Origin of the sequence: uncultured Flavonifractor sp., from assembly GCF_944383115.1 — a bacterium.
Taxonomy (GTDB): Bacteria; Bacillota; Clostridia; order Oscillospirales; family Oscillospiraceae; genus Flavonifractor.
In genome coordinates this window covers 1-23482 of record NZ_CALWOJ010000023.1, presented here as the reverse complement: position 1 = coordinate 23482, position 23482 = coordinate 1, and the positions used below count along the sequence as shown (strand labels likewise).

Sequence of the window (23482 nt, the reverse complement as noted above, 5' to 3'; positions counted from 1 at the left end):
TTCTTAACTTTCATTCTGCTCAGGAATTATGGGACTTTGAGCTTACTTCCTGTTGCACTTAGTTTGACAATTCACTCAGATAAGCAGGTCATGATGAGGGATTGCATTTTTGAGAAAGTATGGTAAAGTGTTCTCGCTGGCCCTGACATGCGCCGCCATGCCCGGCGGGCGTTCAGAAAGGAGCATCCTCATGAATATTCTGGTGTGCATCAAAGAAGTCCCGGATCAGGTCTGGTCCCTGCCCGACCCTTCCGACAATACCCCCAAGCAGGACTGCACCCGCTATGTGATAAACCCATTTGACCGCTATGCGCTGGAAGCCGCCGCCCGGATCAAGGACAGCCATCCGGACACCCGCATCGTAGCCTTGTCCATCGCTCCCCCGTACGGAGAGGAGGCTTTACGGGAGGCAGTTGCAGTGGCCGCCGACAACGCATACCTGGCGGCTGATGGGGACTTTGACCACTCTGACGCTCTGGCTGTCAGCTACATACTCTCCAAAGCCATCTCCGCGGTGGAGGAACTGGAGTGCTACAAATTTGACGCCATCTTCTGCGGTAAGCAGGCCATTGACAGCAGTGGCGGGCAGGTCGGCCCCATGCTGGCCGAGCTGCTGGATTATCCCCAGGTCACCTGCGCGTTGGAGGCCGTCGACGCCGACGGTACCCTTCATGTGCTGAAGGAGTACGAATCAGGCTGCGCCCTTATCGGAGTCAAAACCCCCTGCGTGATCACCTTTACCACATCCGGACTTCAGCCCCGCCTGCCCACCGTCCAAAGAAAAAGTTCGGTTGGAAAGGCTACCATTCAGTTCCTGACCGCTTCAGAACTGACCGGGCTGGATCTTGCCCGGATCGGCCTGCAAGGTTCACCTACACAAACCGCGATGGTAGTCCCCACACCCCCTGCCAGACAGTCCGGTGCAATCATAAAAGAAGCAAGCGGCCAGGTAGCTGCCGAAAAGCTGCTGGCATTGCTGAGCGACGCCCATATCCTGTGAGGAGGTGCCGGAACATGGATGTCACAACCAAAGATCTCTGGGTATGGATCGAGACCCATGAGGACGGCTCCGCCAGAAATACAAGTCTGGAACTGCTGACCCCCGGCCGTGGGCTGGCCGACAGCCAGGGCGGCAGGCTGGTGGCCGTGATCATCGGCTGCGGCGTACGGGCCGCCGCGGAAGAAGCGGCCCGTCTGGGTACCGATCAAGTCCTCTGCATTGACGGCGCGGAGTTTCGCCAATACTCCACCGACGCCTATACCGCCGCTCTGGATCACCTGGTGGAGCATTACAGCCCCACCGCCATTCTCATGAGCAACACGCTCAATGGACAGGATATGGCCCCCCGTCTTGCCGGCCGCCTGCAGACCGGCCTGTTCAGCGGCTGCACCGGGCTGGCCTTTGATCCGGATCGGGACTGCATTGTGTGGACCCATCCCGTCCTGAGCGGCAGCCGGACGGCACAGGGCACTTGCCCCCGCTGCCGGCCTCAACTGGGCACCGTGCGTCCGGGCCTGTTTGAAAAACCCAGGCCGGCATCTGCCCAGGCGGAGATCGTGAAGGTGAGCTTCTCCTTCCCTGCCGACGCTATCCGTACAGAACTTCTGGAGGTTATACACGCCTGCAGGGACCAGCAGGCAGGCCTGCAGGACGCCGATATTGTTGTGGCCGGCGGCTATGGCGCGGGCGGCGCTCAGGGCTTTGCCCTGATCCGCCAGCTGGCCGACGCACTCGGCGCCGCCGTGGGCGCCTCCCGGGCGGCTGTGGACGCCGGCTGGATCTCCCCTTCCCACCAGGTGGGTCTCAGCGGCAAAACCGTGGGACCCAGGCTGTATCTTGCCTGCGGCATTTCCGGCGCCTACCAGCACCTGGCAGGTATGGACGCCTCCCAGGTCATTGTGGCCATCAACAAGGACCCGGACGCCCCCATTTTCAAGGCGGCCCACTACGGCGTTGTGGGTGACCTCTTTGAGGTGCTGCCCGCTCTGATTGCCGGTATCAAGCAACGCAAAAACAGCTGACTGCCCCACATCCCCCGCCAAGATCCCAGATATGCCGGCAAAAGAAGGCTAAATCTCTTGCACTGAAGCGAAAAAGTTGGTATGATGAAAGATAATTCAAGAGTATCGGAGGGAATCGTATGCTGAACATCACCCGTCAGGGGGTCTACTATAAAAACAACACCTTCCTGCCCGCCCAGGACGGCCCCGCCGCCGGCCTGCCTGCTCCCGAGGAGGCAAAAAAAGGCACGATGGCCTATGCCATTCTGGCGGCCCACAACACCAGCGGCTCCATGGACAGCCTGAGCATCAAGTTTGACGCCATGGCCTCCCACGACATCACCTACGTCGGCATTATCCAGACTGCCCGGGCCTCCGGTATGAAGCAGTTCCCGCTCCCCTATGTACTTACCAACTGCCACAACTCCCTGTGCGCCGTGGGCGGCACCATCAATGAGGACGACCATGTGTTCGGCCTGTCCGCCGCCAAGAAGTACGGCGGCGAGTTTGTCCCCGCCCACCAGAGCGTGATCCATTCCTACATGCGGGAGCGGTACGCCGCCCCCGGCAAGATGATCCTGGGCTCCGACTCCCACACCCGCTACGGCGCCTACGGCACCATGGCCATCGGCGAGGGCGGCCCCGAACTGGCTCGGCAGCTGCTGGAAAAGACCTACAACATCAGCTATCCCAAGGTCATCGCCATCTACCTCACCGGCGCTCCCATCCCCGGCGTGGGTCCCCAGGACGTGGCCCTGGAGCTGATCCGCTCCACCTTCAAGGACGGCACCGTCAAGAACGCGGTCATGGAGTTCTTTGGCCCCGGCGTGGCCAATCTGTCCATGGACTACCGCTCCGGCATCGACGTCATGACCACCGAGACCACCTGCCTGTCCTCGGTGTGGGTGGCCGACGACACCCTGAAGGATCACCTGGCGGTGCTTGGCCGGGGAAGTGAGTTCAAGCCCCAGGCTCCCGCCGACGGGGCCTACTACGACGGCGTCATCCATGTGGAACTGGACAAGATCCGGCCCATGATCGCCCTGCCCTTCCATCCCTCCAACGCCTACACCATCCAGGAGTTCAAGGAGAATATGAAAGACCTGCTCCACCAGGTGGACGAGGATACCGTGCATCAGCTGAAGCTGAAGAGCAAGCCTGCCTCCCTGCTGGACAAGATCGTGGACGGCAAGTTCATGGTGGATCAGGGCGTCATCGCCGGCTGCTCCGGCGGCACCTATCAAAACATCGTCCGGGCGGCCCAGGTACTGGACGGTCACGCCATCGGCTCCGACGCCTTCTGGCTGTCCGTCTACCCCACCAGCCAGCCCGTCAACCTGGAGCTGACCCGCCAGGGCTACATCGCCTCCCTGATGGCGGCAGGCGCTTCCATCCGCTCCTGCTTCTGCGGTCCCTGCTTCGGCGCCGGCGACGTGCCTGCCAACGGGGCCTTCTCCATCCGCCACTCCACCCGCAACTTCCCCAACCGGGAGGGCTCCAAGCCCTCCGACGGTCAGGTGTCCTATGTAGCCCTGATGGACGCCCGCTCCATCGCCGCCACCGCCCTCAACGGCGGCGCCCTCACCGGAGCCGACGAGCTGCCCAACGCCCCCGTTGATCCCGCGGTGGAGCCCTTTGCCTATGACGACACCCCCTACAAAGCCCGGGTGTACTTCGGCGTGGGCAAGGCCGATCCCAGCCAGGAGCTGGTCTTTGGCCCCAACATCGCCGACTGGCCGGAGCAGGTGGCCCTGCCCGACAACCTGCTGCTCACCGTTTGCTCCGCCATCTATGATCCCGTCACCACCACCGACGAGCTGATCCCCTCCGGCGAGACCTCCTCCTATCGCTCCAATCCCATCAAGCTGTCTGAGTTCGCCCTGAGCCGGAAGGACCCCCAGTATGTCCCCCGGGCCAAGGAGGTGCTGGCGGTGGAACGCCTGCGCCGCACCGATCCCGACGCGCCCCAGGTGAAGGAGGCCCTGATGGGTCACGACGGGAACAACACCGGTCTGGGTTCCCTGGTGATGGCCCTCAAGCCCGGCGACGGCTCCGCCCGGGAGCAGGCCGCCTCCTGCCAGCGGGTGCTGGGCGGCGTGGCCAACCTGGCCGCTGAGTATGCCACCAAACGCTACCGCTCCAACGTGGTGAACTGGGGTATGCTGCCCTTCATTGCCGAGGAGGTCAAGGATTGGAACATCCAGCCCGGCGACAGGCTGTACATACCCGGTATCCGGGCCGCACTGGACAGCGGCGCGGAGGAGATGGCCGCCACCCTCATTCAGAACGGCGCCGAGAAGACAGTCACCCTGAAGCTGCCCGGTATGACCCGCGAAGAACGTGATATTGTTTTGGCGGGCTGCCTGATCAACTACTACGCCAAATAAAAGCCGGGGGGCGCTGCATACAAATGCAGCGCCCCTCTTTTTCAAAGGAGACTTTGCTATGGTCCCAAAGCCCGCCTCCATGCTGCCGGCGGAGCCGCTGGCAGCCACCAACAATATCTCCGGCTTCCGGGTGCGGCCCGGTCTGTTCCTGCTCAACGGCGCCAATATCGTGCCCGGCGGAGTCAGCTTCACCATCCACTCCATCAACGCCACCTACTGCGAGCTGTGCCTCTTCCGCCGCGCCCAGCAGGAGCCTTTCGCAATACTGCCCTTTCCGGACAACTTCCGCATCGGCAACACCTTCTCCATGATCGTTTTTGATCTGGATATAGGTGAGATCGAGTACGCCTACCGGATGGACGGACCCTATGACCCCGCCCGCGGCCTGCTCTTTGACCGCACCAAATACCTGCTGGACCCTTACGCCCGGGCAGTCACCGGCCAGAGTGTGTGGGGCAGCAATCAGACCCCCGGCTGCGCCTATCACGCCCGGGTGGTGGAGGATATCTTCGACTGGGGAGACTTTCATGACCCCCATCTGCCCTTCCGGGATATGATCATCTACGAGGCCCACGTTCGTGGTTTCACCCAGCATCCCTCCTCCGGCGTGAAGCACCCCGGCACCTTCGAGGGGCTGCTGGAGAAGCTGCCCTATCTGCTGGAGCTGGGGGTCAACACGGTGGAGTTGATGCCAATCTTTGAATTTGACGAGATGGCGGACGAGCGCATTGTGGACGGCCGCCAACTGCTCAACTACTGGGGCTACAACACCGTCTGTTTCTTCGCTCCCAACACCAGCTACACCGCCACCCCCGAATTCAACCACGAGGGCACCCAGCTCAAGCACCTGATCCGTACATTAAACGAACACGGCATTGAGGTCATCCTGGACGTGGTGGTCAATCACACCGCCGAAGGCAACGAGAACGGCCCCTTTTTCTCCTTCAAGGGGCTGGACAACAACATCTACTACATGCTCACCCCCGACGGCAAATACTATAATTTCTCCGGGGTGGGCAACACCCTCAACTGCAACCATCCGGTGGTGCGGCAGTTTATTCTGGACTGTCTGCGGTACTGGGTGGTGGAATACCGGGTGGACGGCTTCCGGTTCGACCTGGCTTCCATCCTGGGCCGGGACACCGACGGCTCTCCCCTGTCCGAGCCTCCCCTGCTGGAGAGCCTGGCCTTCGACCCCATTTTGGGCCGGGTCAAGCTGATTGCCGAGGCCTGGGACGCAGGCGGGCTGTACCAGGTGGGGTCCTTCCCCTCCTGGAACCGGTGGGCCGAGTGGAACGGCAAATATCGGGACGACCTGCGCTGCTTCCTCAAGGGAGACGGCGGCCGGGCGTGGGCGGCGGTCCAGCGCATCACCGGTTCCGCCGACCTCTATCCACCCTCCCAGCGGCAGAACGCCTCGGTGAACTTCCTCACCTGCCACGACGGCTTTACCCTGTACGACCTGTACTCCTATGATCAGAAGCATAACGAAGTCAACGGCTGGGGCAACACCGACGGCGCCAACGACAACAACAGCTGGAACTGCGGGGTGGAGGGCGATACGGAAGATCCGCAGGTACTGGCCCTCCGGGACCGACTGATGAAAAATGCCTTTACCGTGCTGCTGTGCAGCCGGGGCACCCCCATGTTTGCCGCCGGAGATGAGTTTGCCAACACCCAGTTCGGCAACAACAACGCCTACTGCCAGGACAACGAGATCTCCTGGCTGGACTGGTCCCGGCTGGAGGGGCATCGGGATCTGTTCCGATTCGTCTCTCAAATGATCGCCTTCCGCAAGGCCCACCCCATTGTCCGGGGGGAGACCGCTCCGGCCCGGTGCGGCTGGCCCTCGGTGTCCCTCCATAACGGCGCGGCCTGGAACGCCAAGATCGACGAGCAGACCAGACAGATCGGTGTCCTTTTCACCGGGCGCAACGGGGACGACACCGCCGATGAGCTGCTCCTGCTGGCGGTCAATTCCCACTGGGAATCCCACTGGCAGGGTCTGCCTGAACTGCCCTCGGGACTGCGGTGGAGTCTGGTGCTTCACACCGCCTGCCCCGACCCCTTTTCCGCCGGAACGCAATTTGGCGGCAGCGGCCTGGAACTGGGCCCCCGCTCGGTGGCGATATTTCTGGCTGTCAGCGGCCGCAGCTGACGGCCAACGGGCCTGCCGGGCCCACCCTTCCCTCTTCTTTCACAAGCCGCCCCCATCTTTTTTTGAGAAAGTTGTGTAAGAAGCCAAAATTCCCTGGCCGCCCTTGCCAAACATCAAAAAGTTCGATATTATTTTACATAGATTATAAAAACAGAGGGGGGACGGGGATGTCATCGCTGTATCGTCGCAGCACCGGCCGGCGATCCATCTGCGGCACCCACCTGCCTAATCTCAGGGTCTGAATGCGTCAGGGCATCCGTATATCGGATGCCCTGATTTATTTTTTCAGTCCCTAAAAAAATTTTTGGTACACAGGAGGGTCTTATGAGCAAAAAGGTCGCCGTTGTCATGGGTTCCGACTCCGATCTGGGCACCATGCGCCCCTGCATTCAGCGTCTGAAGGACTTCGGTATTCCCGCTGAGGTGCGTATCATTTCCGCCCACCGCACACCTGTCGCCGCCGAGCAGCTGGCAGCCAACGCCATAGAAAACGGGTTTGGGGTCATCATCGCCGCCGCGGGCAAGGCCGCCCACCTGGCCGGTGTACTGGCTGCCTATACCACCCTGCCTGTGATCGGGGTGCCGGTCAAGACCTCCATGATGGGCGGGCTGGACTCCCTGCTCTCCATGGTCCAGATGCCCAAGGGTATCCCCGTGGCCTGCGTGGCGGTGGACGGCGCGGACAACGCCGCCATCCTGGCCGCCCAGATGCTGGCTCTGTCCGACCCGGAGCTGGCGGACAAGCTGACCCGATTCAAGGCCAAAATGGCGGAAGAGGTGGCCGAGAAGGACCGCCACATCATCGAAAAGCTGTAATCAAAGAATGATATACAAAGGAGCGTCACGTCATGGTTTACGAGAAGAAGCAGCAGCTCTACGAAGGTAAGGCCAAGAAGGTCTTTGCCAGCAACGATCCCCAGGTGGTCATCGTCTCCTACAAAGACGACGCCACCGCCTTTAACGGGCTGAAGAAGGGCACCATCACCGGCAAGGGCGCCATCAACAACCGTATGACCAACAACCTGATGCGCCGTCTGGAGGAAAAGGGTGTGCCCACCCACTATGTGGAGGAGCTGAGCGACCGGGAGACCGCGGTGAAGAAGGTGTCCATCGTTCCCCTGGAGGTCATTATCCGCAACATTTCCGCCGGTTCCTTTGCCAAGCGTTACGGCGTGGAGGAGGGTATCGTCTTTGACGCGCCCACCATCGAATTCTCTTATAAGAACGACGATCTGGGCGATCCGCTCATCAACGACTACCACGCCCTGGCGCTCAAGCTGGCCACCCGGGAGGAGATCGAACTGATCAAAAAGTACGCCTTTGCCGTCAACGACCTGCTGAAAGGGTTCATGAAGGAGATCGGCATTGATCTGGTGGACTTCAAGCTGGAGTTCGGCAAGACGGCCGACGGCACCATTGTGTTGGCCGACGAGATCTCCCCCGATACCTGCCGTCTGTGGGACGAGAAGACCCACGAAAAGCTGGACAAGGACCGCTTCCGCCGGGATCTGGGCGGTGCGGAAGAGGCCTATGAGGAAGTCATGCGCCGCCTGATGGGGGACAAATAAGGCATGGGCGGCTTCTTTGGCACCATCTCCAAACGGGACTGCGTACTGGATGTGTTTTTTGGCACCGACTACCACTCCCATCTGGGTACCAAGCGGGGCGGTATGGCAGTCTATGATCCCCAGATCGGCTTCCAGCGCCAGATCCACAACATTGAGAACACGCCATTCCGCACCAAGTTTGACAAGGATCTGGCTGAATTCCGGGGGTGCGCCGCCATCGGCTGCATCAGCGACACCGATCCCCAGCCCCTGCTGGTGCGCTCCCATCTGGGCCTGTACGCCATCATCACCGTTGGCATCATCAATAACTCCGACGCGCTGATCGAGCGATATTTCTCTGATCACGGCCATCAGTTCATGGCCATGAGTTCCGGCAAGGTCAATTCCACCGAACTGGCCGCCGCCCTCATCAATCAGTGCGACGATTTGATTTCCGGCATCCGCCATGCCCAGGATGAGATTGACGGCTCCTGCACCATGCTCATCCTCACCCCGGACTGTATCCTGGCCGCCCGGGACAAGCTGGGCCGGCTGCCCGTACTGGTTGGGCAGTCGGAGGATGGCTGCTGCATCTCCTTTGAGTCCTTTGCCTACCACAAGCTGGGCTATTCCGACGCCTACGAGCTTGGCCCCCGGGAGATCGTCAAGGTCACAGCAGACGGCTTTGAGACCCTGTCCCCCGCGGGAGATGAGATGAAGATCTGCGCCTTTTTGTGGACTTACTACGGCTACCCCAACTCCAACTATGAGGGCGTCAATGTGGAGGTCATGCGCTACCGCAACGGTGAGATCATGGCCCGGGACGAGGTACACAACGGCCAGCTGCCTAAAGTGGACTATGTGGCCGGCGTACCCGACTCCGGCGTACCCCACGCCATCGGCTTTGCCAACCGCAGCGGCAAGCCCTTTGCCCGCCCCTTCGTCAAATATACCCCCACCTGGCCCCGCTCCTTCATGCCCGCCAATCAGGAGGCCCGCAACCAGGTGGCCAAAATGAAGCAGATCCCCGTGCCCGAACTCATCGAGGGTAAGAAACTGCTCTTTGTGGACGACTCTATCGTACGGGGCACTCAGCTGCGGGAGACGGTGGATTTCCTGTATGAATCGGGCGCTGCCGAGGTCCATATGCGCTCGGCCTGCCCGCCTGTTATGTACGGCTGCAAGTACCTGAATTTCTCCCGCAGCAACTCCGATATGGAACTGCTGGCCCGCCGTACCATCCAGGCTCTGGAGGGGGACGAGGGGCAACAGCATCTGGAGGAGTACGCCGATTCCTCCACCCAGCGCGGCCAGTGTCTGCTCCGCGCCATCTGCCAGGAGATGGGCTTTGACTCCCTGGGCTACCAGTCCCTGGACGGCCTGCTGGAGGCCATCGGCATCGACCCCAATCGAATCTGTACCTATTGCTGGACGGGAAAGGAATGACCGACATGAAAAACTCTCACTCCGAGTCCTATGCTGCCGCCGGTGTGGACGTCACCGCCGGCTATGCGGCGGTGGAACGCATCAAGCCGCTGGTGGAATCCACTTATATCCCCGGCGTATTGGGTACTCTGGGCGGTTTCGGCGGCCTGTTTGCTCCCGATCTGTCCGGCATGAAGAAACCGGTCCTGGTATCAGGCACCGACGGCGTAGGCACCAAACTGCGCCTGGCCCAGTTGATGGGCAAGCATGACACCATCGGCATCGACTGCGTCGCCATGTGCGTCAACGACATCATCTGCGGGGGCGCCTCTCCCCTGTTCTTCCTGGACTACATCGCCTGCGGCAGGAATGATCCCAGCCGCATCGCCGATATTGTCTCCGGTATTACGGAGGGCTGCCGCCAGGCGGGCTGCGCCCTGGTGGGCGGCGAGACCGCCGAGCATCCCGGCCTGATGGCGGAAGAGGACTACGACGTGGCCGGCTTCTCCGTGGGTATCGTGGATGAGGAGAAGATCATTGACGGCAGAGACCTGACCGCCGGTGACGTCCTCATCGGCCTGGGTTCCAGCGGCGTCCACTCCAACGGTTTCTCCCTGGTGCGTAAGGTCTTTGACGTGGAACACGCCGACCTGTCCGCCCCTGTGGAGGAACTGGGTGGCAAAAGCCTGGGCGAGACTCTGCTTACCCCCACCCGAATCTACGTCAAAGCCGTCCAGTGCCTGCTGAAAAACGGCATTCATGTCCGGGCCATCAGCCATATCACCGGCGGCGGGCTCTATGAAAACGTACCCCGGATGATGAAGGACGGACTCACCGCCCGCATTGAGACCGCCTCCTTCCCCGTGCCGCCTATTTTTGACCTGATCGCCAAGCGTGGCGGCATCCCCATGCGGGATATGTACAACACCTTCAACATGGGCGTGGGGCTGATCCTGGCCATTCCGAAAGAGGAAGTGGGTCAGGCCAAGGAGCTGCTCTGCCGCTCCGGCGAGCGGGCCTATGTGATCGGCTCTGTCGTGGAAGGCGACGCCGGGGTGGAGCTGGTATGAGCATCAGGATCGCTGTATTGGTCTCCGGTGGCGGGACCAACCTTCAGGCACTGATCGGCGCCCGGGACCGGGGCGAACTGGGCGGCGGCCAACTGGCAGCCGTGATCTCCTCCAAAGAGGGCGCCTATGCGCTGGAGCGGGCCAAACAGGCCGGTATTCCCTGTTATGTGGTGGCCCGAAAGAATTATGACTCCAACCGCGCCATGACGGAGGCTTTGGTGGCCAAACTGAAAGACCTGAACATCGACCTGGTGGTTCTGGCCGGGTTTATGCACATTTTGACGGAAGAGATGGTCAAAGCATACCCCAATGCCATCCTCAACGTCCATCCCGCCCTGATCCCCGCTTTCTGCGGTGCGGGATATTATGGCATCCATGTGCATGAAAAGGCCCTGGCCTATGGGGTAAAAATCACCGGCGCCACCGTTCACTTCGTCAACGAAGAACCCGACGGCGGCCCCATTGTCCTGCAAAGGGCGGTGGCGGTACAGCCGGGCGACACCCCGGAGACCCTCCAGCGCCGGGTCATGGAACAGGCCGAGTGGCACATCCTGCCGCAGGCTGTGGCCCTGTTCTGTCAGGGACGTCTCTGCGTGCAGGGACGGCTCGTTACCATCAAGGAAGGGGAATGACGTATGAAAACACTGGATCTGACCGCGCTGCTGCGTACCAACCCTTACCCCGGCCGGGGCATCGTTCTGGGCCGGTCCCCCGACGACCAGAAGGCCGTCATCGCCTATTTTATCATGGGCCGCAGTGAGAACTCCCGCAACCGGATCTTTGTGGAGACTCCGGACGGCATCCGTACCCAGGCCTTTGATCCCTCCAAAATGACCGATCCATCCCTTATCATCTATAACCCCGTCCGGGTATTCGGCGCCTCCACCATCGTGACCAACGGCGATCAGACCGACACCATCCGGGAGGGGCTGGCAGCGGGCAAGACCTTCTCCCAGGCCCTCCATACCCGCACCTTTGAACCGGACGCGCCTAATTATACCCCCCGCATTTCCGGCCTGGTAAAAAAGGACGGCGACTACACGCTGTCTATTTTGAAGAGCGCCGGCGGCGATCCCGCCTCCTGCCGTCGCCATTTCTTTACCTATGAAAAGCCTCTGGCCGGCCAGGGCCATTTCATCCACACCTATATGGGAGACGGCGACCCCCTGCCCTCTTTTGAAGGGGAACCGGAACAGGTTGCCATTGTCAGTGAAACCCCCCAGGCCTTTGCAGAGCTGATCTGGAGCAATCTGAACGAAGCCAACAAAGTCTCCCTGTTCGTGCGGTATATTGACCTCATGACCGGCAGTTGGGAGAGCGTGATCCTCAACAAACACCAGTGAACAGGAGGAGAGAGTAAACATGACGGAACTGGAACTGAAATACGGATGTAATCCCAATCAAAAACCCGCCCGTATCTTCATGGAGTCGGGCGAGCTGCCCATCAGGGTCCTGAACGGCAAACCGGGATACATCAATTTTTTGGATGCCCTCAACTCCTGGCAGCTGGTCAAGGAACTGAAGGAAGCTACCGGCCTGCCTGCCGCCGCCTCCTTCAAGCACGTCTCCCCCGCCGGCGCCGCTGTAGGTACTCCTCTGACCGACGTGGAGCAGAAAATCTACTTTGCCGAGGACATGGACCTGTCCCCCATCGCCTGCGCCTATGTGAAGGCCCGTGGCGCCGACCGGCTGTGTTCCTACGGCGACTGGGCCGCCCTGTCCGACGTGTGTGACGCCCAGACCGCCCGCTATTTGGCTCTGGAGGTGTCCGACGGCGTCATCGCCCCCGGCTACACCGAGGAGGCCCTGGCCATTCTCAAGACCAAGCGCAAGGGCGGCTACAACGTGGTGGAGATCGACCCCAACTACGTCCCCCGTGCCATCGAACATAAGGACGTATTCGGCATCACCTTTGAGCAGGGCCGCAACAACTACCAGATCAACGCCGACCTGCTGAACAACATCGTCACCGACAACAAGGATCTGCCCGAAAATGCCAAGCGGGATATGATCCTCTCTCTCATCACCCTGAAGTACACCCAGTCCAACTCGGTGTGCTATGTGAAGGACGGCCAGACCATCGGCGTGGGCGCCGGACAGCAAAGCCGCATCCACTGCACCCGTCTGGCGGGCTCCAAGGCGGACAACTGGCTGCTGCGTCAGCATCCCAAAGTGCTGGCACTCCCCTTCGTGGACGGTATCCGCCGCCCCGACCGGGACAATGCCATCGACGTATACATCTCCGACGAGTACGAGGACGTGCTGGCAGAGGGCGTGTGGCAGAACACGTTCAAGGTTAAGCCTGAGGTTCTCACCGCTGAGGAGAAAAAGGCCTGGATCGCCACCCAGTCCGGCGTCATCGTGGGCTCCGACGCCTTCTTCCCCTTCGGGGACAACGTGGAGCGGGCCCGCAAGTCCGGCGTGCAGTATATCGTGCAGCCCGGCGGCTCCATCCGGGACGACCATGTCATTGCCACCTGCAACAAGTACGGCATCGTTATGGCCTTTACCGGTATGCGGCTTTTCCACCACTAACAGGCGGGAGCGCAGCGGAGCAGACCCCTGCGCTCCCACTTCATTCTGAATGGAACGGGGTTATTCTATGAAGGTTTTGGTCGTTGGCGGCGGCGGCCGCGAACATGCTATCTGCTGGAAATTGTCTCAGAGTCCCCACATCACCCGCCTGTTCTGCGCCCCCGGCAACGGAGGCATCGAGTCGGTGGCCCAGTGCGTACCCATCGCCGCCACCGATGTGGAGGGAATGGTCAACTGGGCTAAAGGCCATGCCATAGATTTCGTTGTGGTGGCTCCTGACGATCCTCTGGCCCTGGGCATGGTGGACGCTATGGAGGCGGCCGGTATTCCCGCTTTCGGCCCCACAGCGGATGCAGCCGTGATTGAGGCCAGCAAGATATTTTCCAAGAACCTGATGAAAAAATACGGCATCCCAACCGCAAAGTATGAAGCCTTTACAGATCTTGATTCAGCATTGGCTTATGTAGACGAGCAGGGCGCACCTATCGTGGTCAAGGCGGACGGCCTGGCGCTGGGCAAAGGCGTTGTTGTGGCCCAATCCGTGGAGGAGGCCAGAGAGGCCGTCCGGTCCATGATGTGCGACCATCGCTTTGGAGAAGCGGGGGCCAAAGTGGTGATCGAGGAATGTATGACCGGTCCGGAAGTGACCGTGCTGGCCTTCTGTGACGGAGAGCATCTTTTGTGTATGCCCTCTTCCCAGGACCACAAAAGGGCTTACGACGGCAATCAGGGCCCCAACACCGGCGGCATGGGGGCCATCTCCCCCTCCCCCAACTATACCGCCGCCGTGGCGATCCAATGCATGCGTGATATCTTCCTGCCTACGGTAGCCGCCCTCAAGGCCGAGGGCCGGCCTTTCAAAGGCGTCCTGTACTTCGGGCTGATGATTACGCCCGAGGGACCCAAAGTGGTGGAATACAACGCCCGCTTCGGCGACCCGGAATGTCAGGCCATCCTTTCCCTGCTGGACTCCGACCTGCTGGAGATCATGGCCGCCTGCCGGAACGGCGTCCTCCATCAAGTGGATATCCGGTGGAAAAGCGGCGCCGCCTGTTGTCTGGTATTGGCCTCGGGCGGGTATCCAGGTTCCTATGTAAAGGGATATCCCATCATAGGTATCAGTGAAGCCGAAGAGACCGCCGTGGTCTTTCACGCAGGTACCATGCTGGCGGACGACGGAACCCTGCAGACCAACGGCGGCAGAGTGTTGGGGGTTACCGCAACCGGCGCCGATCTGAATGCTGCCATTGACGCAGCGTACCAGTCCGCAAAGTGCATCCACTTTACAGATATGCACTATCGTACCGATATCGGACGGGTGTGATCCCCGGAAGCAAGACATAAAAAATAACCACACCGAACGGTGTGGTTATTTTTTATGGAGCAGGTAAAGGGAATCGAACCCTCATATTCAGCTTGGGAAGCTGACGTTCTGCCACTGAACTATACCTGCAAATCAGTTGACTAGGGTATTATAGCATACCTGCCTGGGCTTGGCAAGGTCTTTTTTGCGGTAGCAGACAAAACCATTCTCCATTTCTTACCTAAAATTCACAAAAAACCTTGCATTCCCCTCCAAGGCATGGTATCATTTCTTAAACCAAAGGTATAATTACCGATACCGGGAAGTATAGAAAGGTTGGAAGTACGATGAGCAAAAAACAGGCGCTGACTGAATTCCATCGGGGCTCCATCCTGGCTGCTGCCGAGCGGCTTTTTGCGGAGAAGGGCACCGAAAAAACCACTATGGACGATATTGCACGGGAGGCCGAGTACAGCAAGGCTACCTTATATGTCTATTTCCAGAGTAAGGAGGAGATCATCAACGCCATTCTCCTCAGCGGCATGGTGCTTTTAAAGAAAAAGCTGCATGAGGCCATTGAAAGCCACAGCGATTGGTTCCAGGCTTATGACGCTGTGTGCCAGGCCATTGTCCGCTTCTATAATGAAAATCCCACCGCCTATGATGCCGCCACCGGCTCCATCCCCCTTTCTCAGGATGGCGAATCCCTTCAGAAAGGTATGTCGGACATTCTCCGGGTCAGTGACGAGATTGAGCAGGAACTGGCCGATTTCCTGGTGCGGGGCGCGGCGGACGGCGCGGTTCGTTCCCAGCTGCCCCCGGTAGAAACGGTCCTCCTGTTCTGGTCCGCTCTGTCCGGAATGGTCCACACCGCCGAGCGGCGGGAATCTTACATCCAGCGTACCCTGGGGCTCACCCGGGAGGAGTACCTCCAGCATGGCGCCCGGCTCCTGCTGGCCTCCCTCACCAAAGCCAATATGTGACAGATAATACGAAGCGCCGCCTCCCGCATCTGCGGGAGGCGGCGCTTTTCGCATCTAAAATCCGGTCAGCGGAGCGGTGCCGTCATCCTCCCCTTTTTCAATGGAGAGGACCTTGGCATCATAGCCGTAGCTGTCGTTGACCTGAATATGAAAGGTCTCCCCTACCTTGCGGCCCAGCAGGGCTTTGCCCATAGGCGATTCCTTGCTGATGAGTCCGTGGAGGGCGTCCTGCCGCATGGTGGTAACCACCTGGTAGGTCTCGGTGTCTCCCTCGTCTTCCAGGTAAACCGTCACCTTGTCGTACAATCCCACCCCGTCGCCGGCAGGTTGGTCGGGCAGCACCCTGGCGGTGCGGATCATGTTCTCCAGATAGCGGATGCGGCTCTCATTGCGGTTTTTCTCCTGCTTGGCGGCTTTATACTCAAAGTTCTCGCTGAGGTCTCCAAAGGCCCGGGCCTCTTTGACCGCCTCCAGCAGTTGGGGACGCAGCTGGATACGGCGGTAATCCAGTTCTTCCCCCATCATCTGGATGTCTTTCTTGGTCAGTTCGTTATGCACGCCCATCCTCCCCTTGTTCCTGATCCTTCCGGTGGGCTGTCTGGCCGGCCTGAATGGCCTCCCGCTCCCGCAGCAGCTCACTGTGCAGGGCTGCGGAATCCCAGCTTCGGTTGGTGGGGGTGAGTACCGCCTTTAAAGCTACGGGCGGGATCTTGTTCCGGCGGAATCCCTGAAGGAAACGATCCAGCAGCGGGCCGGTGCAGTTGACCAGCAGCAGCATTTCATCGGCAAACTGCTCCCCTGTCCAGGGCGTCTCCGGCACTGCGCCGCCAGCCAGTTCTCCCAACGGCAAGCCGTATTCTTCCGGCTGCACCAGCCGGGCCCGCAGGCCCAGCGGCAGACACATCCGCCGGATCTTCGCCCCCTTCGGGCTGTCCAGATTATAAAGCAATACCAAAGGCATATTCATGGTCCAGGTCCCCTTTCGTCCCTTTATTGTACCCACATCTGCCCTGGCCGTCAACCCGGAACCGGCTGCGCCATAGACTGGTAAGAAGGGAGATGAGGCTTTGTGTACACTCCACCCTCCGGAGAAACGCTGATGGCAGCGGCAGCTCTGGCCGCCATCCAGCTTACCCAGGGCCGCTCCGCCGAGGAGGCGGCCGTTCTATCGGCCTTCTTTTGTACATTGGGAGACGGCATTGCACTGATCGCGGCACGCAGAGATATGATCGATTCGTGTAAATCTTCTGTAAACTCCGTTGATAATCCTTCTGAAATCGCGTAGACTATGGGCACAAAGCGAGGTGCGTCGTGAAATGAAATGCGGGATCGTGGACGTGGGATCCAACACCATCCGTCTGTCCATCTACCATTGGGAAGGACAGCGTTTCAAACTGTTAATGAATAAAAAGGAAATGGCCGGTCTGGCCGGCTATATTCAAAACGGACTGCTGTCCGACAGCGGCATTCTGGTGGCCTGCCGAGTCCTGGCCGGGTTCAAGGAGCTGCTGCACAATTTTGAGATCGCCGACCTGCGGGTGTTCGGCACCGCTTCCCTGCGCAATATCACCAATACGGAGGAGGCCCTGGAAACCATACGGGCAGTCACCGGCATCGATGTGGAGGTACTCTCCGGCGCAGATGAGGCCGCGTTCTCCTTTTTGGGCGCCACCGTGGGCGGCGGCGCGCCGGGCAGCGGCTTGTTGGCCGACGTAGGCGGCGGGTCCACTGAATTGGTCGCCTACCGGGACGGCGCCATTACTTCGGGCTGCTCCCTGCCGATGGGGTCTTTATCCCTCTTTACCAAATATGTCTCCGGCCTCTTCCCTACCAAACCGGAACGCAAGGCCATCCGCGCCGAGGTGAAGGAGGAACTGGAGAAAGCCAGGACCGCCGGCCTGCAATGCAGCCACCTCACCGGGGTGGGCGGCACTTTCCGGGCCACCGCCAAACTGTGCAACGACCTGGCCGGGGCCGATCCCGACAACCGTATCATTCCCGCCGAAGAGATCCACGCCCTCTACAAGGGACTGAAAAAGGGGGATCAGGCCACCTTGCGGCAGATCCTCCGCTCGGTCCCCGACCGTGTCCATACCATACTGCCCGGCCTCGCCATTCTGAACGCCATTCTGGATGCCTATCAGGTATCCACCGTATCGGTAAGCGGCTGCGGCGTACGGGAGGGCTACCTGCTCCGGCGCGTGATGGAGGTGGACGGTCATGGCGCATGAAACGATCGACACCAGGTACACCCAGGAGCGGGAGCTGTCCTGGCTGCGTTTTAATGAGCGGGTACTGGAGGAGGCTAAAGATGAAAGCGTTCCTCTGTTTGAGCGGCTGAAATTTGCCGCGATCTTCACCAGCAACCTGGACGAGTTTTTCATGATCCGGGTGGGCTCTATCTACGATATGACGCTGTCCAAACAGGCCCATGCGGACAGCAAGAGCGGCCTCACCCCCACCCAACAGCTCCAGGCCATCTTCAAGGCTGTACCCGCCCTGTACAAGCAGCGGGATAAGATCGTCGCCGCTTTGGAGAAACGGCTGCGTACCTGCAACATCTGCAACCTGACGCCCGGCGAGCTGGACGGCAAGGAGCGCAAGCAAACCGAACGTTGGTTCCGGGACTATGTGCTGCCCATTCTCTCTCCAATGGTGATCGACAGCCACCATCCTTTCCCTCACCTGCCCTCCAACAGCCTGACCGTAGCCCTCTCCTTACGTCTGGGCGGCAGCCGCTGTTTCGGCCTGGTACCCATTCCAAAGGCCCTCCCGCCCTACTTTCAGCTGGAGGAGCAGGGTCTGCGTTATCTGCTGACCGAACAGGTGGTCCTTCATTTTGCCGACCAGCTGTTTGAACAATATCAGGTGGAAGAAAAATGCGTCATCTCCGTCACCCGTAACGCCGACATCAGCCCCGAGGACGAAGACTATGATGTGGGCGAGGATTTCCGCGCCCACATGCAGAAGATACTCAAGAAACGGGCACGGCTGGCTCCGGTGCGTCTGGAGATCCAGGGGGACGCCTCCGATGAGCTGCAGCAGTTCCTGTGCCAGCGGCTCAATCTGGCCTTTGAGCAGGTGTTTCGTTCCAAAAGCCCTCTTATCATGGGATATGTGTATGCCTTGGAAAAAAAGCTGCCGGAGGAAAGCGCCGCCGCGCTGTGCTATCCGCCTTACACGCCCCAATGGCCCGCCGGGCTGATCAAGGGCGAAAAGCTGATCCCACAGCTCCTGCGTCGGGACGCTTTGCTCTTTTATCCCTACCACTCTATGGAACCCTTCCTTCAGCTGGTGCGTGAGGCCGCCAACGACCCGGCGGTACTTTCCATCAAGATCACCATCTACCGCCTTGCCTCAACTGCCAAGCTGGTGGAATATCTGGCTGCGGCGGCGGAAAACGGCAAAGACGTCACCGTACTCATGGAGCTGCGGGCCCGGTTTGACGAGCAGAATAACATCGCCTGGGCTCAGCGGCTGGAAGAAGCGGGATGCACCATGCTCTATGGGTTCGAGCATTACAAAGTCCACTCCAAGATCTGCCTGATCACCCGCCGGGAGCGGGGGCACATCCAATACATTACCCAGATCGGCACAGGCAACTACAATGAAAAAACCGCCAAGCTGTACACCGACTTTTGTCTCATGACGGCCAGCCCCGCCATCGGTGGCGACGGCGCCGCTTTCTTTCAAAATATGGCCACCTCCAACCTGAACGGCGACTATCATCAGCTGATGGTGGCCCCACACAGTCTGAAAAACCGTATTCTGGAACTGATCGACCGGGAAATACAAAAAGCCCGGCAGGGCCAGCCCGCTCGCATCTTTTTCAAAGTCAATTCGGTGACGGATCGCACCCTGATCGACAAATTGGCCCAGGCCAGCCAGGCCGGGGTGCCGGTCATCCTCAATGTGCGCGGCATCTGCTGCCTGCGGCCCGGCGTTCCAGGTCTTACCGACCGGATCCGCGTTTTCTCCATCGTAGGGCGTTTTCTGGAGCATCCCCGCATCTATGCCTTCGGCGTGGGGGAGGGCACCAGGCTCTATATCGGCTCGGCCGATCTCATGACCCGCAACACCGAGCGGCGGGTGGAGATCGCCTGCCCGGTGGTGGACCCGGATGTCCGCCGACAGATCCGGCAATATGTGGCGCTGTTTTGCTCGGACAATGTAAAGGCCCGCAATATGGGCCCCGACGGCAATTATACCCCCGTACCCCGGCCTGAAGGCGCTACGCCGGTCAATGCACAGGCTCAGTTGATGAGCCTTGCACTTCAGGATGCCCGGGCCGCCGTCAGTCCCCCCGCACCCCAGGAGAAAAAAGCCGGCTTCTTTCATCGGCTGCTGGGTAAAAAGTCCGATTAAAAACGACCGCCGCCCAATGGGCGGCGGTCGTTTTACGATCAGCGATAGCAGATCTCATGACGTTTGGGGCCGGTAGAAACGATGGTAATGGGCGCTTCAATCTCTCGCTCCAAAAACGCCACATAATCCTTGGCCTGCTGAGGCAGGGCTGCAAAATCAGTGATCCCGCGGATGTCGCATTTCCAGCCCGGCAGGCTGGTATAGACCGGCTTTGCCCGATCCAGCAGGGCGGGCACCGGGAAATCGCGGGTCACCTTGCCGTCGATCTCATAGCCGGTGCATACCTTGATCTCATCCAGGTAGCCCAGGCAGTCAACGGCGGTCAGCGCCACCTGGGTGGTGCCCTGAACCATACAGCCGTAGCGGGTGGCTACCGCATCGAACCAGCCTACCCGGCGGGGACGACCGGTGGTGGCGCCGTACTCGCCGGCGTCGCCGCCCCGGCGGCGCAGTTCCTCGGCCTCGTCGCCGAACAATTCGCTGACAAAAGCGCCGGCGCCTACGGAAGAAGAATAGGCCTTGGTCACGGTCACAATATCAGAGAAGGCCGTGGGCGGCACACCGCCGCCTACCGTACCGAAACCAGCCAGGGTGTGGGAGGAAGTAGTCATGGGGCAGATGCCCAGATTGGGGTCCTTCATAGACCCCAGCTGTCCTTCCAGCAGCACCTGCTTGCCCGCCTTCAGGGCCTGGTGGACAAAACTCACAGCGTCGCCCACATAAGGTTCCAGGATCTTCTTGTAGCCCATCAACTCCTCAAACAGAGCCTTGGGGTCCAGGGGCGGCTTGTGATAAAGGTGTTCCAGCATCACATTTTTCAACGTGCAGATGTGTTCCAGCTGGGTTTTCAGCCGGTCTTCATGCCACAGGTCAGCCACCTGAATGCCGATCTTGGCGTATTTGTCGGAATAAAAAGGCGCGATACCCGACTTAGTGGAACCAAAAGCCGCGCCTGCCAGCCGCTCCTCTTCGCAGCTGTCCAACAGCACATGGTAGCTCATCAGCAGCTGGGTGCGCTGATCCACAATAATGTGGGGCGCGGGTACGCCCCCCTCTTCCAGGTGCTTCAGCTCCTGTGCAAATTTGGTTGCGTCCAGAGCCACGCCGTTTCCAATCACATTGGTGGTATGGGAGTAAAACACACCGGAAGGCAGCTGGTGCAGGGCAAACTTACCATAATCGCAGATAATGGTATGTCCTGCATTGGCCCCTCCCTGGAAGCGGATGACCACATCGGACTTTTCCGCCAGCAGATCGGTGATTTTCCCCTTGCCCTCGTCGCCCCAGTTGGCGCCTACGATCGCTTTCACCATATTGGTTTCCTCCTGCCGCGGGGATTCGCGCATTGGCCTTTTCCCGTCGGCAAACCGCGGGGAATTAGGATTCCCCAGCCGGTATTATATTACGCATTTTCTCCCGAGGCAAGGCCACAAATAGAAGAAAATGTCACAAAATTCCGCCCTTGCTATTTTGATTTGTCGTCGCCCGCCGGAAAAGCAAAAAAAGAGGTTTACTTCCACACTTCACTTTGATAAAATAAGAAGAACGGACGGCAGAATGGCCGGATATCGGTTTCCGAATGAGAATCATCAGGAGGTCAAACACTCTATGACGAAGAACGAAAAGCGGGAACACAACGATCTGCTCTATGAGGCGATCCTTACCCTGAAGGACCTGGATGAATGCCGGAAGTTTTTTTCCGACCTGTGTACTGTGGCCGAGCTGCGGGCAATGGAACAGCGGTTTGAGGTGGCCATGCTCCTGTCTGAGGGCATGATCTATAATGATATCCTGGAGCGCACCGGCGCTTCCAGCGCCACCATCAGCCGCGTGAACCGCTCTCTGCAGTACGGCGCCGACGGATATCAGGCGGTGCTTCCCCGCGTGAAAGAGAAAAAGAACAACGATGGCATATGAATACCTGGCCGGCTGCTATGACCGCTTTACCGCCGACGTGGACTATGCGGCCTGGGCCGACTATCTGGAAAAGCACTTCTCCCGCAGCAAGCTGCCCATCCATACAGTGCTTGATCTGGCCTGCGGCACCGGCTCCCTGACCTGCGAACTGGCCCGCCGCGGCTATGAAATGATCGGCAGCGACCTGTCCGAGGAAATGCTGGCTCTGGCCGCCGAGAAAGCCCGGGACGTGGACGGCATCCCGCCCATCTTTCTCCATCAGGCGATGGAGGATCTGGACCTGTACGGCACCATTGATGCCTGCGTCTGCTGCTTGGACAGTGTGAATTATGTAACCCGGCCCAAATTGCTGGCCCGCGCTTTCCAGCGGGTTCATACTTTTCTTATGCCCGGCGGCCTGTTTTTATTTGATATCAATACGCCGGACAAGCTCCGTGGTCTGGACGGACAGCTCTTTATGGACGAGGACGAGGATACCTGCTGTATCTGGCGGGCCGACTACTCCCCCAGGTGCCGCATTTGTACCTACGGCATGGATCTCTTTTTCCGGGAGGATGGCGACCTGTGGAGGCGTATGGAAGAAGTTCACGAAGAATACGCCTACGAACCAGATGAGCTGGAGCGGATGCTGCGCCAGGCCGGCTTCCGCCACATCCGGCAATATGGCGAGCGCAAGATGCGCGCCCCAAAGCCGGGTGAACAACGTATTTTCTTTACGGCACGAAAGGAACAATAACCCTATGTCAGATTCCATTATCCGCGTCCTGGCCAAGGACGCACCCGTGAAAGCCTCCGCCATTTCCGCCCGGACGATGGTGGAACGAGCCAGACAGATCCACAAGACCCTGCCGGTGGCCACCGCCGCCCTGGGCCGCAGTCTGATGGCCGCCTCCATGATGGGCAACCAGCTGAAGGAGGAAAAGGGCTCGGTCACCCTGCGCATCAAAGGGGACGGCCCCCTGGGCGGTATTACAGTGGTCTCCGACAGCGCAGGCAATGCCCGTGGCTATGTGGTCAATCCTATGGTGGATCTGCCCCTGAAGGGCCCTGCTAAACTGGATGTGGGTTCCGCAGTGGGCAAAGACGGCTCCCTGACCGTAATTAAGGATCTGAACCTGAAAGAACCCTATGTGGGTACCATCCCTCTGGTGTCCGGCGAGATCGCCGAGGATATCACTTCTTATTTTGCGGAAAGCGAGCAGATCCCCTCCGCCTGCGCTCTGGGCGTTCTGGTGGATGTGGATCAAAGCGTGCTTTGCGCCGGCGGCTATCTGATCCAGCTGCTGCCCGGTGCCGACGACAGCGTCATCACCGCTGTGGAGGAGGGCATTGCCAAGGTAGGCCCGGTCACCGAAGCCATGCGCAACGGGGAAAGCGCCCGCAGCCTGGTGGAGCGGGTGCTGTCTGCCTTTGACCTGGAGATCCTCAGTGAAGAGCCGGTGGAATACCGTTGCTATTGCAGCAGGGAACGGGTGTCCCGCGCCCTGATCAGCATGGGCCGGGAAGAGTTGGAATCTCTCATTCAGGAGCAGGGAAAAGCGGAACTTACTTGCCAATTTTGTGACAAGGTTTATCACTTTACCGGCGAAGAGTTGCAAGGCCTTTTGGCCTCTATCTGACTTTTTGAAAAAAAACGCAAAAAGTGGTTGACAACCTGGGGGCGTTCTTGTATAATAACATTCGCTGCTTGACTCGAATGTGCGCAGCAAGGACACGGGAGCATAGCTCAGCTGGGAGAGCGCATGCCTTACAAGCATGATGTCACAGGTTCGAGCCCTGTTGTTCCCACCA

General features: G+C 59.7%; 22 protein-coding genes and 2 tRNA genes. 20 read left to right on the top strand and 4 right to left on the bottom strand.

Annotation, left to right across the window (positions count from 1 at the left end):
• Nucleotides 1-190: 190 nt before the first annotated feature.
• The 12 genes from Q0K43_RS04480 to purD all read left to right on the top strand — a co-directional run bounded on the left by Q0K43_RS04480 (nucleotide 191) and on the right by purD (nucleotide 14447).
• Nucleotides 191-1000 carry an electron transfer flavoprotein subunit beta/FixA family protein gene (locus Q0K43_RS04480; protein ID WP_297289368.1) on the top strand — a complete coding sequence of 270 codons (810 nt, stop codon included), beginning with the start codon at nucleotides 191-193 and terminating at the stop codon, nucleotides 998-1000.
• Nucleotides 1001-1014: 14 nt separating this feature from the next.
• Nucleotides 1015-2022, top strand: a complete 1008-nt coding sequence (locus Q0K43_RS04475; protein WP_297289367.1) for an electron transfer flavoprotein subunit alpha/FixB family protein — start codon at nucleotides 1015-1017, stop codon at nucleotides 2020-2022.
• Nucleotides 2023-2141: 119 nt separating this feature from the next.
• Nucleotides 2142-4388: a hydratase gene (locus Q0K43_RS04470; RefSeq protein WP_297289366.1), complete on the top strand. Its 2247-nt coding sequence runs from the start codon at nucleotides 2142-2144 to the stop codon at nucleotides 4386-4388.
• Between the two features lie 58 nt (nucleotides 4389-4446).
• Nucleotides 4447-6546 carry a glycogen debranching protein gene (locus tag Q0K43_RS04465; RefSeq protein ID WP_297289365.1) on the top strand — a complete coding sequence of 700 codons (2100 nt, stop codon included), beginning with the start codon at nucleotides 4447-4449 and terminating at the stop codon, nucleotides 6544-6546.
• 324 nt (nucleotides 6547-6870) lie between these two features.
• A complete protein-coding gene (gene purE, locus Q0K43_RS04460; protein WP_297289364.1) occupies nucleotides 6871-7362 on the top strand; it encodes a 5-(carboxyamino)imidazole ribonucleotide mutase in 492 nt (163 codons plus the stop codon).
• A gap of 32 nt (nucleotides 7363-7394) precedes the next feature.
• The gene (gene purC, locus Q0K43_RS04455) at nucleotides 7395-8114 is read left to right on the top strand and encodes a phosphoribosylaminoimidazolesuccinocarboxamide synthase (RefSeq protein WP_297289363.1); all 720 of its coding nucleotides are present in this window, start codon (nucleotides 7395-7397) and stop codon (nucleotides 8112-8114) included.
• Nucleotides 8115-8117: 3 nt separating this feature from the next.
• Nucleotides 8118-9539: an amidophosphoribosyltransferase gene (locus tag Q0K43_RS04450; protein ID WP_297289362.1), complete on the top strand. Its 1422-nt coding sequence runs from the start codon at nucleotides 8118-8120 to the stop codon at nucleotides 9537-9539.
• Nucleotides 9540-9544: 5 nt separating this feature from the next.
• Nucleotides 9545-10588 (top strand): phosphoribosylformylglycinamidine cyclo-ligase, encoded by a 1044-nt coding sequence (gene purM, locus Q0K43_RS04445; RefSeq protein ID WP_297289361.1) that lies wholly within the window; start codon nucleotides 9545-9547, stop codon nucleotides 10586-10588.
• Nucleotides 10585-11220 (top strand): phosphoribosylglycinamide formyltransferase, encoded by a 636-nt coding sequence (gene purN, locus Q0K43_RS04440; RefSeq protein ID WP_297289360.1) that lies wholly within the window; start codon nucleotides 10585-10587, stop codon nucleotides 11218-11220. Before purM ends, purN begins: the two co-directional genes overlap by 4 nt.
• Before the next feature lie 3 nt (nucleotides 11221-11223).
• Nucleotides 11224-11931 carry an IMP cyclohydrolase gene (locus tag Q0K43_RS04435; protein WP_297289359.1) on the top strand — a complete coding sequence of 236 codons (708 nt, stop codon included), beginning with the start codon at nucleotides 11224-11226 and terminating at the stop codon, nucleotides 11929-11931.
• Between the two features lie 19 nt (nucleotides 11932-11950).
• Complete coding sequence (locus tag Q0K43_RS04430) at nucleotides 11951-13123, top strand: phosphoribosylaminoimidazolecarboxamide formyltransferase (RefSeq protein WP_297289358.1); 1173 nt, start codon at nucleotides 11951-11953, stop codon at nucleotides 13121-13123.
• A gap of 67 nt (nucleotides 13124-13190) precedes the next feature.
• Entirely contained in the window at nucleotides 13191-14447 is a 1257-nt protein-coding gene (gene purD, locus Q0K43_RS04425) for a phosphoribosylamine--glycine ligase (RefSeq protein WP_297289357.1), read from the top strand.
• 55 nt (nucleotides 14448-14502) lie between these two features.
• On the opposite strand, the gene Q0K43_RS04420 is transcribed toward purD, so the two are convergent.
• A tRNA-Gly gene (locus Q0K43_RS04420) sits at nucleotides 14503-14576 on the bottom strand.
• 197 nt (nucleotides 14577-14773) lie between these two features.
• Between Q0K43_RS04420 and Q0K43_RS04415 the strand changes: the two genes are divergently transcribed.
• Nucleotides 14774-15409 (top strand): TetR/AcrR family transcriptional regulator, encoded by a 636-nt coding sequence (locus Q0K43_RS04415; protein WP_297289356.1) that lies wholly within the window; start codon nucleotides 14774-14776, stop codon nucleotides 15407-15409.
• Between the two features lie 54 nt (nucleotides 15410-15463).
• On the opposite strand, the gene Q0K43_RS04410 is transcribed toward Q0K43_RS04415, so the two are convergent.
• Together Q0K43_RS04410 and Q0K43_RS04405 are read right to left on the bottom strand one after the other, a co-directional pair.
• Nucleotides 15464-15967: a GreA/GreB family elongation factor gene (locus tag Q0K43_RS04410; RefSeq protein ID WP_297289355.1), complete on the bottom strand. Its 504-nt coding sequence runs from the start codon at nucleotides 15965-15967 to the stop codon at nucleotides 15464-15466.
• Entirely contained in the window at nucleotides 15960-16376 is a 417-nt protein-coding gene (locus tag Q0K43_RS04405) for a DUF3783 domain-containing protein (RefSeq protein WP_297289354.1), read from the bottom strand. Before Q0K43_RS04405 ends, Q0K43_RS04410 begins: the two co-directional genes overlap by 8 nt.
• 132 nt (nucleotides 16377-16508) lie before the next feature.
• Between Q0K43_RS04405 and Q0K43_RS04400 the strand changes: the two genes are divergently transcribed.
• From Q0K43_RS04400 to ppk1, 3 genes are read left to right on the top strand one after another with little or no spacing between them, the layout of a single operon-like run.
• Nucleotides 16509-16694 carry a DUF6774 domain-containing protein gene (locus Q0K43_RS04400; RefSeq protein ID WP_297289353.1) on the top strand — a complete coding sequence of 62 codons (186 nt, stop codon included), beginning with the start codon at nucleotides 16509-16511 and terminating at the stop codon, nucleotides 16692-16694.
• Nucleotides 16695-16725: 31 nt separating this feature from the next.
• A complete protein-coding gene (locus Q0K43_RS04395) occupies nucleotides 16726-17640 on the top strand; it encodes a phosphatase (RefSeq protein ID WP_297289352.1) in 915 nt (304 codons plus the stop codon).
• On the top strand, nucleotides 17630-19774 hold the full coding sequence (ppk1, locus tag Q0K43_RS04390) for a polyphosphate kinase 1 (protein ID WP_297289351.1): 2145 nt from the start codon (nucleotides 17630-17632) through the stop codon (nucleotides 19772-19774). Before Q0K43_RS04395 ends, ppk1 begins: the two co-directional genes overlap by 11 nt.
• 38 nt (nucleotides 19775-19812) lie before the next feature.
• On the opposite strand, the gene Q0K43_RS04385 is transcribed toward ppk1, so the two are convergent.
• On the bottom strand, nucleotides 19813-21087 hold the full coding sequence (locus Q0K43_RS04385) for an adenylosuccinate synthase (RefSeq protein WP_297289350.1): 1275 nt from the start codon (nucleotides 21085-21087) through the stop codon (nucleotides 19813-19815).
• Nucleotides 21088-21382: 295 nt separating this feature from the next.
• Here Q0K43_RS04385 and Q0K43_RS04380 point away from each other — a divergent pair, with 295 nt between their 5' ends.
• From Q0K43_RS04380 to Q0K43_RS04365, 4 genes are all read left to right on the top strand, one after another.
• Nucleotides 21383-21691: a YerC/YecD family TrpR-related protein gene (locus Q0K43_RS04380; RefSeq protein WP_297289349.1), complete on the top strand. Its 309-nt coding sequence runs from the start codon at nucleotides 21383-21385 to the stop codon at nucleotides 21689-21691.
• Entirely contained in the window at nucleotides 21681-22427 is a 747-nt protein-coding gene (locus tag Q0K43_RS04375) for a class I SAM-dependent DNA methyltransferase (RefSeq protein ID WP_297289348.1), read from the top strand. Before Q0K43_RS04380 ends, Q0K43_RS04375 begins: the two co-directional genes overlap by 11 nt.
• Nucleotides 22428-22431: 4 nt before the next feature.
• Nucleotides 22432-23310, top strand: a complete 879-nt coding sequence (gene hslO / locus Q0K43_RS04370) for an Hsp33 family molecular chaperone HslO (protein WP_297289347.1) — start codon at nucleotides 22432-22434, stop codon at nucleotides 23308-23310.
• 96 nt (nucleotides 23311-23406) lie between these two features.
• Nucleotides 23407-23482, top strand: a tRNA-Val gene (locus Q0K43_RS04365).

Bases quoted from the DNA above. Each gene is read 5' to 3' on its own strand.
- Q0K43_RS04480 (WP_297289368.1), top strand. From the start codon at position 191: ATGAATATTCTGGTGTGCATCAAAGAAGTCCCGGATCAGGTCTGGTCC.
- Q0K43_RS04475 (WP_297289367.1), top strand. From the start codon at position 1,015: ATGGATGTCACAACCAAAGATCTCTGGGTATGGATCGAGACCCATGAG.
- Q0K43_RS04470 (WP_297289366.1), top strand. From the start codon at position 2,142: ATGCTGAACATCACCCGTCAGGGGGTCTACTATAAAAACAACACCTTC.
- Q0K43_RS04465 (WP_297289365.1), top strand. From the start codon at position 4,447: ATGGTCCCAAAGCCCGCCTCCATGCTGCCGGCGGAGCCGCTGGCAGCC.
- purE (WP_297289364.1), top strand. From the start codon at position 6,871: ATGAGCAAAAAGGTCGCCGTTGTCATGGGTTCCGACTCCGATCTGGGC.
- purC (WP_297289363.1), top strand. From the start codon at position 7,395: ATGGTTTACGAGAAGAAGCAGCAGCTCTACGAAGGTAAGGCCAAGAAG.
- Q0K43_RS04450 (WP_297289362.1), top strand. From the start codon at position 8,118: ATGGGCGGCTTCTTTGGCACCATCTCCAAACGGGACTGCGTACTGGAT.
- purM (WP_297289361.1), top strand. From the start codon at position 9,545: ATGAAAAACTCTCACTCCGAGTCCTATGCTGCCGCCGGTGTGGACGTC.
- purN (WP_297289360.1), top strand. From the start codon at position 10,585: ATGAGCATCAGGATCGCTGTATTGGTCTCCGGTGGCGGGACCAACCTT.
- Q0K43_RS04435 (WP_297289359.1), top strand. From the start codon at position 11,224: ATGAAAACACTGGATCTGACCGCGCTGCTGCGTACCAACCCTTACCCC.
- Q0K43_RS04430 (WP_297289358.1), top strand. From the start codon at position 11,951: ATGACGGAACTGGAACTGAAATACGGATGTAATCCCAATCAAAAACCC.
- purD (WP_297289357.1), top strand. From the start codon at position 13,191: ATGAAGGTTTTGGTCGTTGGCGGCGGCGGCCGCGAACATGCTATCTGC.
- Q0K43_RS04415 (WP_297289356.1), top strand. From the start codon at position 14,774: ATGAGCAAAAAACAGGCGCTGACTGAATTCCATCGGGGCTCCATCCTG.
- Q0K43_RS04405 (WP_297289354.1), bottom strand. From the start codon at position 16,376: ATGAATATGCCTTTGGTATTGCTTTATAATCTGGACAGCCCGAAGGGG.
- Q0K43_RS04400 (WP_297289353.1), top strand. From the start codon at position 16,509: ATGGCAGCGGCAGCTCTGGCCGCCATCCAGCTTACCCAGGGCCGCTCC.
- Q0K43_RS04395 (WP_297289352.1), top strand. From the start codon at position 16,726: ATGAAATGCGGGATCGTGGACGTGGGATCCAACACCATCCGTCTGTCC.
- ppk1 (WP_297289351.1), top strand. From the start codon at position 17,630: ATGGCGCATGAAACGATCGACACCAGGTACACCCAGGAGCGGGAGCTG.
- Q0K43_RS04385 (WP_297289350.1), bottom strand. From the start codon at position 21,087: ATGGTGAAAGCGATCGTAGGCGCCAACTGGGGCGACGAGGGCAAGGGG.
- Q0K43_RS04380 (WP_297289349.1), top strand. From the start codon at position 21,383: ATGACGAAGAACGAAAAGCGGGAACACAACGATCTGCTCTATGAGGCG.
- Q0K43_RS04375 (WP_297289348.1), top strand. From the start codon at position 21,681: ATGGCATATGAATACCTGGCCGGCTGCTATGACCGCTTTACCGCCGAC.
- hslO (WP_297289347.1), top strand. From the start codon at position 22,432: ATGTCAGATTCCATTATCCGCGTCCTGGCCAAGGACGCACCCGTGAAA.